The organism is Bacillus sp. FSL R9-9492 (assembly GCF_038007365.1).
Lineage (GTDB): Bacteria > Bacillota > Bacilli > Bacillales > Bacillaceae_G > Bacillus_A > Bacillus_A mycoides.
The window spans coordinates 4466443-4483842 of sequence record NZ_JBBOXC010000001.1; the positions used below are offsets into that span (position 1 = coordinate 4466443).

16 protein-coding genes and 1 other annotated feature are annotated in these 17400 nt (G+C 38.1%); of the genes, 3 read left to right on the forward strand and 13 right to left on the reverse strand.

Annotation, left to right across the window (positions count from 1 at the left end; all coding sequences use genetic code 11):
• Positions 1 to 77: 77 nt before the first annotated feature.
• The 3 genes from mnmA to cymR are packed head-to-tail and all read right to left on the reverse strand — an operon-like array spanning position 78 to position 2807.
• On the reverse strand, positions 78 to 1193 hold the full coding sequence (gene mnmA / locus MKY70_RS22930) for a tRNA 2-thiouridine(34) synthase MnmA (protein WP_002088752.1): 1116 nt from the start codon (positions 1191 to 1193) through the stop codon (positions 78 to 80).
• Positions 1194 to 1209: 16 nt separating this feature from the next.
• Positions 1210 to 2355, reverse strand: a complete 1146-nt coding sequence (locus tag MKY70_RS22935) for a cysteine desulfurase family protein (protein WP_061689583.1) — start codon at positions 2353 to 2355, stop codon at positions 1210 to 1212.
• 35 nt (positions 2356 to 2390) lie between these two features.
• Positions 2391 to 2807, reverse strand: a complete 417-nt coding sequence (gene cymR, locus MKY70_RS22940) for a cysteine metabolism transcriptional regulator CymR (protein WP_000704117.1) — start codon at positions 2805 to 2807, stop codon at positions 2391 to 2393.
• Positions 2808 to 3201: 394 nt separating this feature from the next.
• Here cymR and MKY70_RS22945 point away from each other — a divergent pair, with 394 nt between their 5' ends.
• Complete coding sequence (locus tag MKY70_RS22945) at positions 3202 to 4488, forward strand: replication-associated recombination protein A (protein ID WP_002067244.1); 1287 nt, start codon at positions 3202 to 3204, stop codon at positions 4486 to 4488.
• Positions 4489 to 4525: 37 nt separating this feature from the next.
• Positions 4526 to 5167: an RsfA family transcriptional regulator gene (locus MKY70_RS22950; protein ID WP_002034101.1), complete on the forward strand. Its 642-nt coding sequence runs from the start codon at positions 4526 to 4528 to the stop codon at positions 5165 to 5167.
• 156 nt (positions 5168 to 5323) lie between these two features.
• Here the strand turns inward: MKY70_RS22950 and MKY70_RS22955 are convergent, their stop codons facing one another.
• Positions 5324 to 6091: a tRNA threonylcarbamoyladenosine dehydratase gene (locus MKY70_RS22955; RefSeq protein WP_000903181.1), complete on the reverse strand. Its 768-nt coding sequence runs from the start codon at positions 6089 to 6091 to the stop codon at positions 5324 to 5326.
• Positions 6092 to 6280: 189 nt separating this feature from the next.
• On the opposite strand from MKY70_RS22955, the gene MKY70_RS22960 reads away from it, so the two are divergent.
• Positions 6281 to 6421 (forward strand): hypothetical protein, encoded by a 141-nt coding sequence (locus MKY70_RS22960; RefSeq protein WP_341025762.1) that lies wholly within the window; start codon positions 6281 to 6283, stop codon positions 6419 to 6421.
• A 32-nt stretch (positions 6422 to 6453) separates the two neighbouring features.
• Here the strand turns inward: MKY70_RS22960 and aspS are convergent, their stop codons facing one another.
• The 9 genes from aspS to MKY70_RS23005 all read right to left on the reverse strand — a co-directional run bounded on the left by aspS (position 6454) and on the right by MKY70_RS23005 (position 17323).
• Positions 6454 to 8229, reverse strand: coding sequence for an aspartate--tRNA ligase (gene aspS / locus MKY70_RS22965; RefSeq protein ID WP_215576559.1), 1776 nt, complete (start codon positions 8227 to 8229; stop codon positions 6454 to 6456).
• 12 nt (positions 8230 to 8241) lie between these two features.
• Positions 8242 to 9513, reverse strand: a complete 1272-nt coding sequence (gene hisS / locus MKY70_RS22970) for a histidine--tRNA ligase (RefSeq protein ID WP_012261743.1) — start codon at positions 9511 to 9513, stop codon at positions 8242 to 8244.
• A 69-nt stretch (positions 9514 to 9582) separates the two neighbouring features.
• Positions 9583 to 9813: a binding site (T-box leader), on the reverse strand.
• Positions 9814 to 9867: 54 nt separating this feature from the next.
• The gene (locus tag MKY70_RS22975; protein ID WP_002015300.1) at positions 9868 to 10044 is read right to left on the reverse strand and encodes a hypothetical protein; all 177 of its coding nucleotides are present in this window, start codon (positions 10042 to 10044) and stop codon (positions 9868 to 9870) included.
• Between the two features lie 82 nt (positions 10045 to 10126).
• Positions 10127 to 10459 carry a YrdB family protein gene (locus tag MKY70_RS22980; RefSeq protein WP_215588509.1) on the reverse strand — a complete coding sequence of 111 codons (333 nt, stop codon included), beginning with the start codon at positions 10457 to 10459 and terminating at the stop codon, positions 10127 to 10129.
• A 116-nt stretch (positions 10460 to 10575) separates the two neighbouring features.
• Positions 10576 to 11016, reverse strand: a complete 441-nt coding sequence (locus tag MKY70_RS22985; RefSeq protein ID WP_002015302.1) for a D-tyrosyl-tRNA(Tyr) deacylase — start codon at positions 11014 to 11016, stop codon at positions 10576 to 10578.
• Positions 11017 to 11033: 17 nt separating this feature from the next.
• Entirely contained in the window at positions 11034 to 13217 is a 2184-nt protein-coding gene (gene relA / locus MKY70_RS22990) for a GTP diphosphokinase (protein ID WP_002015304.1), read from the reverse strand.
• Positions 13218 to 13428: 211 nt separating this feature from the next.
• Positions 13429 to 13941: an adenine phosphoribosyltransferase gene (locus MKY70_RS22995; RefSeq protein WP_002015305.1), complete on the reverse strand. Its 513-nt coding sequence runs from the start codon at positions 13939 to 13941 to the stop codon at positions 13429 to 13431.
• 65 nt (positions 13942 to 14006) lie between these two features.
• Positions 14007 to 16328 carry a single-stranded-DNA-specific exonuclease RecJ gene (recJ, locus tag MKY70_RS23000; RefSeq protein WP_002015306.1) on the reverse strand — a complete coding sequence of 774 codons (2322 nt, stop codon included), beginning with the start codon at positions 16326 to 16328 and terminating at the stop codon, positions 14007 to 14009.
• 101 nt (positions 16329 to 16429) lie between these two features.
• Positions 16430 to 17323, reverse strand: coding sequence for a cation diffusion facilitator family transporter (locus tag MKY70_RS23005; RefSeq protein WP_088034188.1), 894 nt, complete (start codon positions 17321 to 17323; stop codon positions 16430 to 16432).
• Positions 17324 to 17400 lie beyond the last annotated feature (77 nt).

A 17400-nucleotide genomic window follows, 5' to 3' on the forward strand; every position in this document is an offset into this window, starting at 1 on the left:
ATGTATTTTCCAAGCGAACGAAAATTCGCTTTATGTAAAAGAAACCTCTAACCGCTAATCGGCAGAGGCTTCTCGTGTTATCCTAAATAATCTAATTTCTTACCACTATGATATACTTCATCAATTGTAGCGCCGCCTAAGCACTCATCTCCATCATAGAAAACAACTGCTTGGCCTGGCGTAATCGCACGAATTGGCTCATCACAAAGAATACGAACTGTATTTTCATCAACGATTTGAACCGTTACTTTATTGTCTGCTTGACGATAACGGAATTTCGCTGTACACGTAAATTCTTTTTCCTTCGCTTTATTACTTACCCAGCCTACATTCGTAGCAATAACTTCATCACCATATAGAAGTTCGTTATGGAATCCTTGATCAACATATAAAATGTTTTCTTTCAAGTTTTTTCCAACAGCAAACCACGGATCACCATTACCACCAATACCAAGGCCATGACGTTGTCCAATTGTATAATACATTAAACCATCATGTTTCCCTTTCACTTCACCAGATAATGTTTGCATCACACCTGGTTGCGCCGGTAAATAGTTACTTAAGAAATCTTTAAAGTTACGCTCACCGATGAAGCAAATACCAGTACTATCTTTCTTCGCCGCTGTCGCTAAACCAGCTTCTGTCGCCATTTCGCGAATTTGTGGTTTCTTTAATTCACCTAATGGGAACATTGTTTTTGATAGTTGCTCTTGGCTTAATTGATTTAAGAAATATGTTTGATCTTTATTGTCATCAACGCCGCGAAGCATTTTATATTCGCCGTCCATATAAGCAACGCGTGCATAATGACCTGTTGCTACATAATCAGCACCAAGTGCAATTGCATGCTCTAAAAATGCTTTAAATTTAATTTCTTTGTTACACATTACATCTGGGTTTGGTGTACGACCAGCTCGGTACTCATCTAAAAAGTACGTAAATACTTTATCCCAGTATTGTTTTTCAAAGTTTACTGCATAATACGGAATGCCGATTTGGTTACACACTTCAATTACATCATTGTAATCTTCTGTTGCTGTGCAGACACCATTTGCATCTGTATCATCCCAGTTTTTCATAAAAATTCCGATTACATCATAACCCTGCTCTTTTAATAAAAGAGCTGCTACAGATGAATCGACGCCACCGGACATCCCGATGACAACGCGTGTTTCTTGAGGTAGTTTGTTCATCATGTCACCTCCCATGCTAATTTTGTGTTAATCGCTTCACGATTTTCACTGTTTCGTACGCCGCTTTTTCAATTTGCTCTTTCGTATTTCCAAGTCCGAAACTAAAGCGTACGGATGAACGTATTTGATCGGAGTCTTTTCCGAACATCGCCACTAATACATGTGATGGATCAATCGAACCAGCTGTACAAGCAGAACCACTTGATACTGCAATACCAGCTAAGTCTAGGTTTACAAGAAACGGTTCAATATTCATTCCTGTAAAACTTATATTAAACACATGTGGTAAGCGATATTCCAAGTCTCCGTTTACCTCGAAATGAATGTCCTCATTTTTGAAGACAGATACCATTATATCTTTAAACTCTTCATATTGGGCATTTTTTTGCTCACGAGTTTTTTCAGCTAGCGAAACTGCATGTTGAAGTCCAACAATACTAGGTACATTTTCAGTACCAGCACGACGTTTTCTTTCTTGCTCTCCGCCTATTAATAACGGTTCAAATTTCACATTTGCACCAGCATATAGGAACCCTACACCTTTTGGGCCGTTAATTTTGTGAGCGGAAATCGATAATAAATCAATACCAAACTCTTTCACATCTATTTCTATTAAACCGTAAGCTTGTACAGCATCTGTGTGGAAATAAGCTTGATGCTCTTTTAACAGCTTACCTATTTCCACAATTGGTTGTATTGTCCCTACTTCATTATTCCCGAACATAATAGATACAAGAATCGTCTCTTCCGTTAGTGCCTTTTGTATGTCAGAAACTTGAACACGCCCTGTTTCATCAACAGGTAAATACGTCACTTCAAATCCTTCACGCTCTAACAATTCACACGTATGCAAAATCGCATGATGTTCAATTTGCGTTGTAATAATGTGGTTACCTTTATGACGATTCGCACGCGCTACACCTATAAGTGCTAAATTATCAGCTTCTGTACCACCGCTCGTGAATATAATTTCATTTGGACTCGCGTGAATGCTACGTGCACACACACGTCTCGCCTCATCTACCGCATGGCGCGTTTGACGCCCATAAAAGTGAATACTAGACGGGTTTCCAAATGTTTCTGTCATATATGGAATCATCTTTTCGACCACTTCTGGGTGAGTCGGAGATGTCGCAGCATGATCTAAGTAAATGCGTTCCATTAAATCTCCTTCTTTCCAAATCGTTTCACAAGGAATTAAATGTAAAACATATAGCCCCCGTGATTTTCTTCCTCATAACGTACTAAATCTTCTAAAGTTGTACTATCTAATACTTCTTGCACTGCATCACGAACACGCATCCATAATTGGCGTTGTGCTGGTTCTTCTTCTTCTATCATTTCTACAACACTAATTGGACCCTCTAGTACACGGATTACATCTCCAGCTGTAATGTTGACTGGCTGATCAGATAATACATATCCACCATATGCACCACGCGTACTCTTTACAAGACGAGCGTTACGAAGTGGTGAAATTAATTGCTCTAAGTAATGCTCAGATAGATCATGTGCCTGTGCAATTGATTTTAATGAAATTGGGCCTTCACCAAACTTTTTTGCAAGGTCAATCATAATTGTTAAGCCGTAGCGGCCTTTCGTTGAAATCTTCATCTATTTGCACCTCATTTCAAATTTTCACTTCTATTGGTTATATCTTATTTATCCCGCTATTTGCAGGCAGTAAAACTCCCACCTCAAAATTCGGCTGGAGCAAAGAAGTTAGGTGGGGGATGAACAAAACCCCCACTGATTAAAGTTTCACTTTATAAAAGAACACAATTTAAAATCCTATGAAATTATAGCATAATATAGTATTATAAGAAATTTCAACTTGTGTATCAAAATGATAACATAAAATCACATTGAAAAACTCGGAAATTATTACAATTGAAAGAAAAATAGGAATATTCATATTCATATTCCCCACAAAACAGCATCCTATTTCAAATTTCATCAAAAAAAATGATACGATAGAATGAGATTATACATTAAGGGAGAGGGTCAAATGAAACAACCACTCGCACATCGAATGCGCCCTACAAATATTCAAGAAATTATCGGACAACAGCATTTAGTTGGTGAAGGTAAGATTTTATGGCGGATGGTCCAAGCAAATCATTTTCAATCAATGATTTTATACGGTCCTCCAGGCACAGGAAAAACATCAATCGCCAGCGCAATTGCAGGAAGTACTGGAACCCTGTTTCGCCTCTTAAACGCTGTTACTCATAATAAAAAAGATATGGAAGTTGTCGTACAAGAAGCGAAAATGCATCGGCACCTCGTTTTAATTTTGGATGAAGTTCATAGGCTAGATAAAGCGAAGCAAGACTTTCTATTACCCCATTTAGAAAGCGGACTTCTTACTTTAATTGGTGCAACGACAAGCAATCCGTTCCATGCTATTAATTCTGCTATTCGAAGTCGTTGTCAAATCTTCGAATTACACGCATTAACAGAAGATGATATTTTAATTGGCTTAAAACGAGCGCTTGAAGATAAAGAAAAAGGGCTTGGGGAATATGATGTAACTGTTACGGATGAGGCATTACATCACTTTGCAAATGCGTCAGGCGGAGATATGCGCTCAGCTTATAATGCACTTGAACTAGCTGTTTTATCTAGCTTTACAACTGACGACAAAGCCGCGGAAATCACACTTGAAATCGCAGAAGAATGCTTACAGAAAAAGAGTTTCGTTCACGACAAAGGTGGCGATGCTCACTATGACGTTTTATCTGCTTTTCAAAAATCAGTACGCGGAAGTGATGTGAACGCCGCACTTCATTATTTAGCGCGTCTTATTGAAGCTGGTGACTTACAAAGCATCGGTAGACGTCTGCTTATTATGGCATATGAAGATATCGGACTTGCTAGCCCACAAGCTGGACAACGTACACTTGCAGCGATTGAATCAGCTGAACGGGTCGGCTTCCCAGAGGCACGCATACCACTTGCAAATGCTGTTATTGAACTTTGTCTATCACCGAAATCAAACTCGGCCTATAAAGCACTCGATGCCGCACTACACGATTTACGTAATGGCCAAACAGGCGATATTCCAAGTCATTTAAAAGATAGTCATTATAAAGGAGCCGAATCGTTAGGAAGAGGCATCGGATACTTATATCCACACGATCACCCAAATGGCTGGGTACAACAACAATACTTACCTGATAAAATTAAAAACAAGCAATATTATAAACCGAAAACGACAGGAAAATTTGAACAAGCACTTTCTACTGTTTATGAAAGATTACAAAGTTCGCATAAAACGAAGAATAAAGGGTAATATAAGCGAAAACGTCACCATTACGGAGGGTTCGCTTATGAAAACACGTCAAGATGCATGGACAAAAGAAGACGATCTCCTTTTAGCAGAAACTGTTTTACGACATATTCGCAGCGGAAGTACACAAATAAAAGCATTCGATGAAGTTGGTGATACATTAAACCGAACTTCAGCAGCTTGTGGCTTTAGATGGAATGCTGAAGTAAGACCATATTATGAAGATGCGGTGCAAATCGCAAAAAAACAACGTAAAGAATTAAAGCGTTCGGAAGCTAAAATAGAAAAAGAGCAGTTCACACAAACTCGGCAGCTCGTAATCGATGCCGAGTTTTCAGAAGATATTGTCCCAAATAAACAAGATCTTACAATGCAAAATGTCATCTCATTTTTGCAAAACTTGGAGCACAATAACCCTTCACTCGCAAAGTTACAAACTGAAAATGACGTATTACAAGATCAGCTCACTTCCCTGCAAAAAATGAATAATGAACTTGAAGCAAAATTAGCTGTTCTCACAAAAAAACAACAAGCAATCGAAGAAGATTATGCAATGCTTGTTAGAATTATGGATCGTGCTCGAAAACTTGTTTCGGTCGAAGAACAAGAAGAGCAAATTGCTCCGATTTTCAAAACCGATCAAAATGGAAATTTAGATATTATATATTCTGCAGAAAACTAAAAACAGGGATGCCACTTTTTCAACTAAGTGACATCCCTGTTTATTTTCCCTTAGTGAAAAAGCACCACAGTAAATGAAATTATATTAACGATTCGACATCGATATTTCTTTAAAACATACAAAAAGCATATATCCTAAACGATATATGCTTCCTTTTTATTCTTGCCCTACACGCTTCACTTCAACGTTTTTAATACGCTCACGTACAACGTGACTTGCCATAATTAGGCCTGCCACAGATGGTACGAATGCATTTGATGAAGGTGGTAATTTCGCTTTACGAATTTTTGCATTTTCGTCTGGTACGATTTCTTTACGTACTTCTTCACGAATTACGATTGGGTTCTCGTCAGAGAAGACAACTTTTACACCTTTTTTAATACCATCTTTACGAAGCTTCGTACGAATTACTTTCGCAATTGGATCTGTATGTGTTTTAGAGATGTCCGCAATACGGAAACGAGTTGGGTCCATTTTATTTGCCGCACCCATACATGAGATAATTTTGATTTTACGACGTAAACATTGTTTAATTAAATGAATTTTGAACGTAATCGTATCAGATGCATCTACTACGAAATCTAAACCGTGTTTAAAGAACTCTTCATATGTTTCATCTGTATAAAACATCTCTAGTCCAATTACTTCACACTCTGGATTAATATCTGCGATACGCTCTTTCATTAATTCTACTTTTGAACGTCCTACAGTAGATACTAACGCGTGAATTTGACGGTTTACGTTTGTAATATCTACAACGTCTTTATCGACTAATACGAGACGTCCTACGCCAGAACGTGCTAACGCTTCTGCCGAAAATGATCCTACGCCGCCAATACCTAAAATACCGACTGTACTATTTTTTAATATTTCAAGGCCTTCTTTTCCAAAGGCTAATTCATTACGTGAAAATTGATGTAACATTCAGCTCTACACTCCTATTACAAAAATGGTCTACCATGTATTCTAGCGTTTTTCCGACTATTTGTATAGAAAAAGTTATAGAATTCCTAAAAATACATATTCAAAGAGAAAAAATAAAACATAAGACCACTAGCTGAACCAGACTTTTTTAACTTCCTCTTCAATATACGTTTAAAAAGGAGGATTCAGATGGCCGAGCAGATCGAGGCGCTGACGCCAGGAGGAGCGCAGTGTAGCTTCACTACTCGAGCACCGGACTGGCGAAGCAACGATGAGCTGCGACTGCCATCTGAACCGGACTTTTTAAACAACCTTTCAAAAAAAGCCTAGATGGGGTTAGTATAACCATCTAGACTCTATTCTTACTTCTCTTCTTTCAAGCTCAATTTTAAGCTTAGCTCTTCAAGCTGAGCTTCTGCAACTGGGCTTGGTGCTTCTGTTAATAAGCAGCTTGCGCTTGCTGTTTTCGGGAATGCAATTGTATCACGAAGGTTCGTGCGACCTGCAAGTAACATAACAAGACGGTCTAAACCTAATGCGATTCCGCCGTGCGGTGGTGTACCGTATTCGAATGCTTCTAATAAGAATCCGAATTGTTCTTGTGCTTCTTCTTGTGAGAATCCAAGTGCTTTGAACATTTTTTCTTGTACGTCACGCTCGTAAATACGAAGTGATCCACCACCAAGCTCATAACCGTTTAATACAAGGTCATATGCTTGTGCACGTGCTTTTTCTGGTGCTGTTTCTAATAACTCAACGTCTTCACGGAATGGCATTGTGAATGGGTGGTGAGCTGCGAAGTAACGATCTGCATCTTCATCGTACTCAAGAAGTGGCCAATCAGTTACCCATAGGAAGTTAAATTTACTTTCGTCAATTAAATCAAGTTCTTTACCTAGACGTAAACGAAGTGCACCTAAGCTATCTGCAACAACACTTTTCTTATCTGCTACGAATAGTAATAAGTCACCAGCATCCGCTTCTAATGTACTCATTAACACGTTTGCCTCTTCTTCACCGAAGAATTTCGCAATCGGTCCTTTTAAGCCGTCTTCTTCAACTTTAAGCCAAGCTAGACCTTTTGCACCGTATACTTTGGCGAATTCAGTTAATGCATCGATGTCTTTACGAGAGTATTTGCTCGCTGCACCTTTTGCGTTAATCGCTTTTACTTGTCCGCCGTTTTCTACAGCACTTGTAAATACTTTAAATCCACAGCCTACTGCAAATTCAGATAGGTCTTTTAGTTCCATTTCAAAGCGTGTATCCGGCTTATCAGAACCAAAACGAGCCATTGCATCAGCATATTTCATACGAGGGAATGGTGCACTAACTTCTACACCTTTTGCATCCTTCATGACTTTCGTCATCATACGCTCCATCATTTCTAAAATTTCATCTTGTGTTAAGAATGATGCCTCGATATCAATTTGCGTGAATTCCGGTTGACGGTCCGCACGTAAATCTTCGTCACGGAAACAACGTGCTACTTGATAGTAACGCTCAAATCCACCGACCATAAGAAGCTGTTTAAATAGCTGCGGAGATTGAGGTAATGCATAAAATTCACCATCATGCACACGGCTTGGTACTAAATAGTCGCGAGCTCCTTCTGGCGTGCTCTTCGTTAAAATTGGTGTTTCAACTTCTAAGAACTCTTCTGTATCTAAGAAGTTACGAATTGTTTTCGTTACGTCATGACGCATTTTGAATGTGTTGAACATTGCAGGACGACGTAAGTCTAAGTAACGATATTTTAAACGCACATCTTCTGATGCATCTGTATCATCAGCAATAATGATTGGCGTTGTTTTCGCTGCGTTTAATACATTTACTTTCGATGCTTGTACTTCAATACGACCAGTTGCCATATTATCATTAATTGCGCCTTCACCACGTTCAACAACTGTACCTTCTACGTGCAATACGTATTCGCTACGAATCGTTTCTGCTACTTCTAACGCTTCTTTTGATGTTTCTGGATTAAATACAACTTGTACGATACCTGTACGGTCACGTAAGTCGATAAAGATTAATCCACCTAAATCACGGCGTTTTTGTACCCAACCTTTTAATTGAACTGTTTGTCCAACCGCTTCTACTGTTACTTTTCCGCATGCATGTGTTCTTTCAGCCACTTTAAGTTCCCCCTATATTAATTTCTCTGCTACATATGAAGCAAATACATCTAACGCTACTTCTTCTTGTCCGCCTGTTGCCATATCTTTTAAGTTAATGATGCCTTTATCTAGCTCATCTTCCCCTAATACAGCTACGTATTTCGCATTTAAACGATCTGCAGATTTAAATTGTGCTTTCATTTTGCGATCTAAATAATCTTTTTCAACTGATAATCCAGCTTTACGAAGATCGAACGCAACTTTTGCAGCACGGTCTTTCGCTTTTTCACCAAGTGCTACAACGTAACAATCAATACTATGTTCAATTGGTAACTCAATATTTTCAGCCTTCAGCGCCATAATTAAACGCTCAATACTCATCGCAAAACCGATACCTGGCATTTCCGGTCCACCGATTTCTTGTACAAGTCCGTTATAACGGCCACCGCCACTTAATGTTGTGATAGCACCGAAACCTTCTGCCTCACTCATAATTTCAAAAACAGTGTGTTGGTAGTAGTCTAAACCACGTACTAAATTCGGATCTTTCTCAAATGGAACATCCATCATCGTTAGTAGTTCTTGTACTTTGTCGTAGTATACTGCTGAATCTTCGTTTAAGTATTCTGTAATAGATGGTGCCGTGCTCATTAATTCATGATTACGGTCCTTCTTGCAGTCTAAAATACGAAGAGGGTTTTTTTCTAAGCGAGATTGGCAATCAGAACAGAATTCTCCGATGCGCGGCTCAAAGTGAGCAATTAACGCATCACGGTGTGCTTGACGACTCGCTGCATCACCTAAGCTATTTAATACAACTTTAATATTTTTCAAGCCCATACCGCGGTAAAACTCTACAGCAAGTGCAATTACTTCTGCATCAATTGCTGGATCGTTACTACCAATTGCTTCAATACCGAATTGTACGAATTGACGATAGCGACCTGCTTGTGGTCTTTCATAACGGAACATTTGGCCGATATAGTATAATTTTGTTGGTTGTGTTGCATCACCGAACATTTTGTTTTCAACGTAAGAACGTACAACAGGTGCAGTACCTTCTGGACGTAATGTTAAACTACGCTCTCCACGGTCTTGGAATGAATACATTTCTTTTTGTACGATATCTGTCGTATCACCAACACCACGTAAAAATAGCTCTGTGTGCTCAAAAATTGGTGTACGAATTTCTTTATAATTGTAACGACGGCAAATGTCGCGCGCTTGCCCTTCGATATACTGCCATAACTCAACACTACCTGGAAGAATATCTTGCGTTCCGCGTGGGATTTGAATAGACATATTCAGTTCCTCCTCAAATTGTTTTAATCTTAATAAAAATAAAAAAACTCCCGCCTCTACTGTTTGAACAGTAGGGACGAGAGTATTATACCCGTGGTGCCACCCTAATTGAAGCACGTATGCTTCCACTTTTTTAATAACGCTTAAATTTGCGTTCATCTCTACTAAGCGTATAAGCCTTTCAAGTTGAAACCTACAGAGTGTCATTCAATCAGTCATCATGTAGAAATGTTTTCAGCCTAGGACATTCCTTCTCTTTCCATGTGTATCTCATTTACTCTCCTCTATCAACGGCTATATTCATATGTAAATATAAAATTACTATACGTTTGTTGAGTAGGATTGTCAAGTGCTCTAAGAGCGCTCAATTTGCTTCTTTAGGCGCTTTACATCTTGTAGTGAAATTCCAAACTCAGAAGCAAGCTCCATTGAAGTATTGTTTTGTTCTTTTGAAATAAAATCATGTAAATTTACGTTAAACAGTTGATTTGCACCATTTGTAACAGAATGCCCTTTTTCATTCATACGCATACGTATATCCCTCACATTCAATATGGTTGTTTTACTTTTTATTGTTCCATATTGATGAGATAGTTATACATAGCCGAAACAGTTATTGATTCCAAATAAACATAAGAATGCGATTAACAATAATAACGGTAGCCAATCCACTCGCAAGTAAAGGGTGCTTCAAATGATACAACGCTGCAACACCTACTCCAAACACGATAATTTCTAACAATACATGCAATATACCACGCACTTCCCACTCTGCGTATGGAGCTCCAAATAACCCCCATATGACAGCAACAACAATCGGAAGACTAGTAGCCAGTGTAATTTTTACAACAGGTATTTCTCCTATTCGGAACCCCCAGTATCCAACAATCCCAAGAATGCATAACTCCAGCATAAAACGTAAAGCTATATTGAATTCTTGAAGCATGCTACACCTTCTTTTCCTTTTATTCCTCTTCAAATTAAATCCTATTGTAACTAAACAAAACATACCACAATGTATGAAAAAAGAGAGGACCTATAATCCTCTCTTCCCCGGCAACACTATTTACTTTCTACAATTAAGGTCACCGGACCATCATTGATTAAAGAAACGTCCATCATTGCTCCGAACTGTCCTGTCTCCACATGCAGTCCTTGTTTACGAACTTCTTCATTAAAGAAATCATATAAATGTTCTGCATAATCAGGTTTCGCAGCATCCATAAAGTTTGGACGTCTTCCTTTACGGCAATCTCCGTATAATGTAAATTGCGAAATAGATAGAACTTGTCCCTTCATATCAAGTACAGAATGGTTCATCTTTCCGCTCTCATCTTCAAAAATACGTAGGTTTGCAATTTTTTCTGCGATATAAGTTGCATCTTTTTCTGTATCTTCATGCGTAATGCCAACTAGTAATGTTAAACCGAATGGAATTTGTCCTACAATCTCGCCATCTACTGTGACAGACGCTTCCTTTGATCGTTGTAAAACAACTCTCATCTTTTCTACACTCCCTATTAATGCATCATGCGTCGTACGGCATAAATTTCTGGAACACGTTTAATGCGCTCTACTACTTTTTTCAAGTGTTGTAAATTTCGAATAGAAATCGACATGTTAATCGTTGCCATCTTATTACGATCACTTCTACCAGAAACAGCTGAGATATACGTCTTCGTTTCTGTAACAGCTTGTAATACTTCATTCAATAAACCACGACGATCATAGCCTGAAATTTCAATATCAACATTGTACTCAATTTCTTTTTCAGGACTACCTTCCCAATCTACTTCTAGTAAACGCTCCACCGCTTCTTCTGTATGCACATTGACGCAATCGCAACGGTGAATTGATACGCCTCGACCTTTCGTAATATACCCAACGATATCATCACCTGGAACTGGGTTACAGCATTTTGATAAACGAATTAACAAATTATCTGCACCACTTACCTTTACACCAGAATCCCATTTTCGAATTTTCATCGGTTTACGAACTTCTTTAACTTCAACGATGTCTTCTTCTTCACGTTGTTTACGGAACTTGTCCGTTAGTCGCGTAACAATTTGCGCTGCTGTAATTCCGTTATATCCAACTGCTGCAAACATATCTTCTTCATTTGCAAAGTTAAACTTCTCAGCGACACGTTTTAAATTATCAAGCGCTAATACTTCTTTCATCTCATACTCTAAGCCACGCACTTCTTTTTCAACAAGTTCACGGCCTTTTTCAATATTTTCATCTCTACGTTGTTTCTTAAAGAATTGACGTATTTTATTTTTCGCATGAGATGTTTGAGCAAGCTTTACCCAATCTTGACTTGGACCATACGAATGTTTCGATGTTAAAATTTCAATGATGTCACCAGTTTTCAACTTATAATCAAGCGTCACCATTTTCCCATTTACTTTTGCACCAATTGTCTTGTTTCCAATTTCCGAATGGACACGATACGAAAAATCAATTGGAACAGAGCCAAGTGGTAATTCCATTACATCGCCTTTTGGTGTAAAGACGAATACCATGTCAGAGAATAAATCAATTTTTAATGACTCCATAAATTCTTCTGCATTAGAAGCTTCATTTTGCCATTCTAATATTTGACGGAACCAAGTTAGTTTCTTCTCTAATGTACCCGTTGTTTCTGCTGCTTTACCTTCTTTATACGCCCAATGTGCCGCGATTCCGAATTCTGCAATCTCATGCATTTCTTTCGTACGAATTTGCACTTCTAGCGGATCACCTTTTGGTCCAATTACAGTCGTATGAAGAGATTGATATAAATTTGCTTTCGGCATTGCAATATAATCTTTAAAACGACCTGGCATTGGTTTCCAGCACGTATGAATAATTCCAAGCACCGCATAGCAATCTTTAATACTATTCACAACGACACGTACAGCTAGTAAATCGTAAATTTCATTGAATTGTTTATTTTGCAATGCCATTTTACGATAAATACTGTAAATATGTTTTGGTCTTCCAGAAATCTCAGGTTGAATTGAAACCTCTTTTAATTTCTCGCGAATGCCAGTCATTACTTCATCTAAATATTCTTCACGCTCTGCACGTTTACGCTTCATTAAATTCACAATACGATAATATTGCTGCGGGTTTAAATAGCGAAGTGACGTATCCTCTAACTCCCATTTAATAGTACTAATTCCGAGTCTATGTGCTAAAGGTGCAAAGATTTCTAACGTTTCATTTGCAATGCGACGCTGCTTCTCTTGAGGCAAATGTTTCAATGTACGCATGTTATGAAGACGATCAGCTAGTTTAATTAAAATAACTCGAATATCTTGAGCCATTGCGATAAACATTTTGCGATGGTTTTCTGCTTGTTGCTGCTCATGGGATTTATATTTAATCTTTCCAAGCTTTGTAACACCATCGACAAGCATAGCGATTTCTTTATTAAATTCCCGTTCAATGTCTTCTAATGTAATTTCTGTATCTTCCACTACATCATGTAAGAAACCTGCGGATACTGTAGCCGGATCCATGTGTAAATCAACTAAAATACCTGCAACTTGAATTGGGTGAATAATATATGGTTCACCCGATTTTCTATATTGTTCGCTATGTGCATCACGCGCATATTCATAGGCACGTGCCACTAGCTCAATATCTCCATCCGCTAAATATTGACTTGCTTTCTCGAGTACCTGTTCAGCTGTTAGTACTTGCTCATTTGCCATCGAATCACCTTTTATTGAAAATTGACTTTATCTTTATTGAATAGAATAAATTATATTCTATCATTATAACCCAATGATTGTGAATTGTGAAAAGGAAAAGATTTTACTGACATTTCACCATGTTTTTTTGTGCAATTATACAAAAGTACCCGCTCCTCTCCAAGAGATTCACGGGTACTTTTTTATCACCGTAGTTTCACCTATATAATGATTAGTATTTTTCTAATACTAATACATCGTAACCATCTAACATTTTACGACCATCTAAGTAAGTAAGCTCTACTAAAAATGCAATTCCTGCTACAACTCCACCAAGTTCTTCAACTAGTTTAATTGTCGCTTCAATTGTTCCACCTGTAGCTAATAAGTCATCTGTAATTAATACACGTTGGCCTGGCTTAATTGCATCTTTATGGATTGTTAAAACATCCGTTCCATATTCTTTACCGTAGTCAACTGTAATTACTTCACGTGGTAATTTCCCTAATTTACGAACTGGTGCGAAACCTACTTCTAATGCATAAGAAACTGGGCAACCAATAATAAAACCACGCGCTTCTGGTCCTACTACAACATCAATGTCTCTTTTATTTGCATACTCAACGATTGCATCTGTTGCTGCTTTATATGCTTTTCCGTCGTTCATTAAAGGTGTAATGTCTTTAAACACAATACCTTCTTTCGGATAATCTGGTACAATTGCGATATGTTGCTTGAAATCCATATTTCTGAATCCTCCTCAGATATAAAAGGTTTGTAAATACAAATCCTTTACCCTAACTGTTCTACTTATTTATGATCACGAATCGTTTCAAACCATGTATATAGTTGCTGATATGTGCTATAAACCAATTCTTTCTCTAATTGTAAGTGGTTCATTTTCTCACGATATGTGTTCGATTCAATTAAATCACGCTTTTGTTTTTTGTCTGCCATAAAAATGACACCGTCTTTTATTGTAACAAATTCTAACTCAAAAAACACCTGTGTCATGAAATTTACTGTATCTTTTGACCAACCTTTATGACGACACAGTTGTTCCCCATATTGTCTTAAAGAAAATGGTGTTTTTTGGCTTAAGAAAGAATAGTACCATTTAAAATGTTCCCTCGTTGGGACCGTACTAAATAAATGATTATTCTCTTGATAAAATAGCGTGTAAATTCGAGCTGGGAATCCAGCCTTAAATACATCACCTAATTCATCTGTTCCTTTCGGCAAATCAAGTAGCACAATGTATTGATCATCAAAATGAGCTACCTCTGATGCATGCACGAGCTGTTCTTTATAGCCTTCTAAAGAAAATTTATTCAATACCTCTTCAGAAAAATACACCATTGTTATTTTTTCTTTCGGAAGTTCTGCTAAATTTGCTTCCACATTACGCATACTACGCCAGTCAAATAATTGCCATGCCTCTACAGCAATATCTTGCACCATTAATTGCGGCTTTTTAAAGTTATTCCATTCATTAATGGACACTTCTCCTACTACAGAAACCTTCGCAACTGGAGAGATTTCTTTCGCATAAGTACCAAATCCAAATCCAATCGTGTCCAGTGTTGCTTGTCCATCACGAAGAGCCATTTTTAAATGCGAACCATCAGATCCAATTGCACGGATACTTTCTAAGTCGGCATCTTTCACCGCAATACGCGGTTTCGGATTTCCTACGCCAAATGGCGCTAACTTTTGCATATCCTCAATCGCGGCAAGCGTTACATCCTCTACTTTACAAAATGCATCCACTGCTGTAATCGGAATAAAATCTTCTGCTGTTAAAATTACATCTGCTTGCTCATTTAACCTACGTCTTAATTCATCCACATCATTCATATTAAGCGTCATTCCCGCTGCCATCGGATGACCTCCGAAATGCGGTAACAATTCACGGCAATCTGAAAGGTTTGCAAACAAATCAAATCCTGCAATACTACGAGCCGATCCCTTTGCTGTTTCTTTATGAGGATCAATGCTTAATACAATCGTCGGACGATAAAAACGTTCAACTAACTTAGAAGCGACAATTCCAATTACCCCTGGATTCCAACCTTCTTTTGCAAGGACTAATACTTTATTTTCTTCTGGCGGGAAATTATTTTCGACTTCAGCGATAGCTTCTTCAGTAATTTGCTTTACAATATCTTTTCGAAGTTTGTTCAGCTCATCAATTTCTTCAGCTAGCTCTTTCGCTTCCTCTGGATCTTCTGATAATAAAAGGTGTACAGCAGGTGTTGCATCTTCCAAACGACCAACTGCATTAATACGAGGTGCGAGTGCGAACCCGATGCTTTCTTCTGTAATTTCGCTTTGCGAAACGTTAGCGACTTTAAATAACGCCTTTAAACCGATATTTCGAGTCATTCGCATATGCTTCAGTCCACGCTGTACTAATAATCTATTTTCACCGTGAAGCGATACTAAATCGGCTACCGTACCGATTACTGCAATTTCCAACAAATGCTCTGGCACACGGCCCAAAAGTGCATGTGCAACTTTAAATGCAACACCAACACCCGCTAAATAATGAAACGGATAAACACCGCCTTCTAATTTCGGGTGAATAATCGCAAGTGCCTCTGGTAATTCTGGTGGTGGCTCATGATGATCTGTAATAATAAGATCTATTCCAAGTTCCTTCGCTACCTTCGCTTCATGTACCGCTGCGATACCAGTATCGACAGTAATAATTAGTGAGAACCCTGCACTGTGCGCCCAACGAAACGCTTCTTCATTTGGCCCATAGCCTTCAGTAAAACGATTTGGAATATAAAATTCTACTTCTGCACCTAATTCTTTGAGAGCAAGATATAACACAGTCGTACTACTTACTCCGTCCGCATCGTAATCGCCAAATATTAATATTTGTTCTCCATTTTCAATAGCTTTTTTCACACGTTCTACAGTCCGATCCATTCCTTCAAGTAAAAATGGATCATGAAATTCTTGATCTGCTGTATTTAAAAAGTCTACAATCTTATCTTCTGTATTTAAGCCTCTGCCAAGAAATAATGAAGTCACAAGAGGTGATAGTTGCAATTTATTTGCTAATTCACTCACTAGTTCCTCATTATATTCTTTTTCTTTCCAACGCGTCTTCGGTTGTAACACGAAATCACCCCTTAACCTATCCATTATACAAGACAGATTAAGGGGTGACAATATAATGCAAACTACGATTCGATATCTATATAATTAAATATCCGTTATGTTTAATTTGGGGAATACGGATTAATATGTACAAAAACGTTTTGTACGTTATCTTGTTTCATAAGTTTTTCTTTTACATGTTTTCCGATGCGGTGACCTTCTTCTACAGTGATATATGGATCTACAGATACTTTAATATCGACAATAACATAGTGGCCATGTTCTCTTGCATATAAAGAGCCAATTTTTTTCACACCTTCCACTTGAAAAACTGCCTCCCTAAGCGGAAAAACATCTTCTTCATGCAGAACATGATCGAGCGTTGCATGAATAGCTTCTGCTCCAATACTCCACGCCATCTTAGCAACGAGAATTGAAACAAATAATCCCGCAATTGGATCGGCATATACAAGCCAATCTATACCTAACTTACCGCCGATAATAGCTGCACAAATGCCGATTAAAGCTGCAATTGAAGAAAACACATCCGAACGATGTTCATATGCATTTGCAATAATTGCAGCACTATTTATCCTCTTCCCTAATCGATATTTATACTGAAACATCCCTTCTTTCACTACAATCGAAAGAATAACTGCAAAAATCGTAATTCCTTTTGGTGGTTCCAAATCTTGTGAAAAAGCTTTTATAGACGAAATCGCTATCTCTATTCCAACAATAAATAATAATACCGCAACAATAATCGCTGAAATCGATTCCGCTTTACCATGACCATACGGATGATCTTCATCAGGCGGTTGCTTTGCCGCTCGTAATCCAAAAAGTACAGCTAACGAGCCAATTACATCTGATCCAGAATGCACTGCATCCGCTAAAAGTGCCTTACTGTTTCCAATATAACCAATTACCGCTTTTACAATCGCTAATATAATATTACCAACGATTCCGACAATAGCACCAAACTCGGCCTGTTTAAAACGTTCATCTTTTTCCATAATTGAAATCCCTTCTTTTCTTAACCTATCTTTTTATCCCGCTATTTGCGGGCAGTAAGCCCCCCACCTCAAAATCC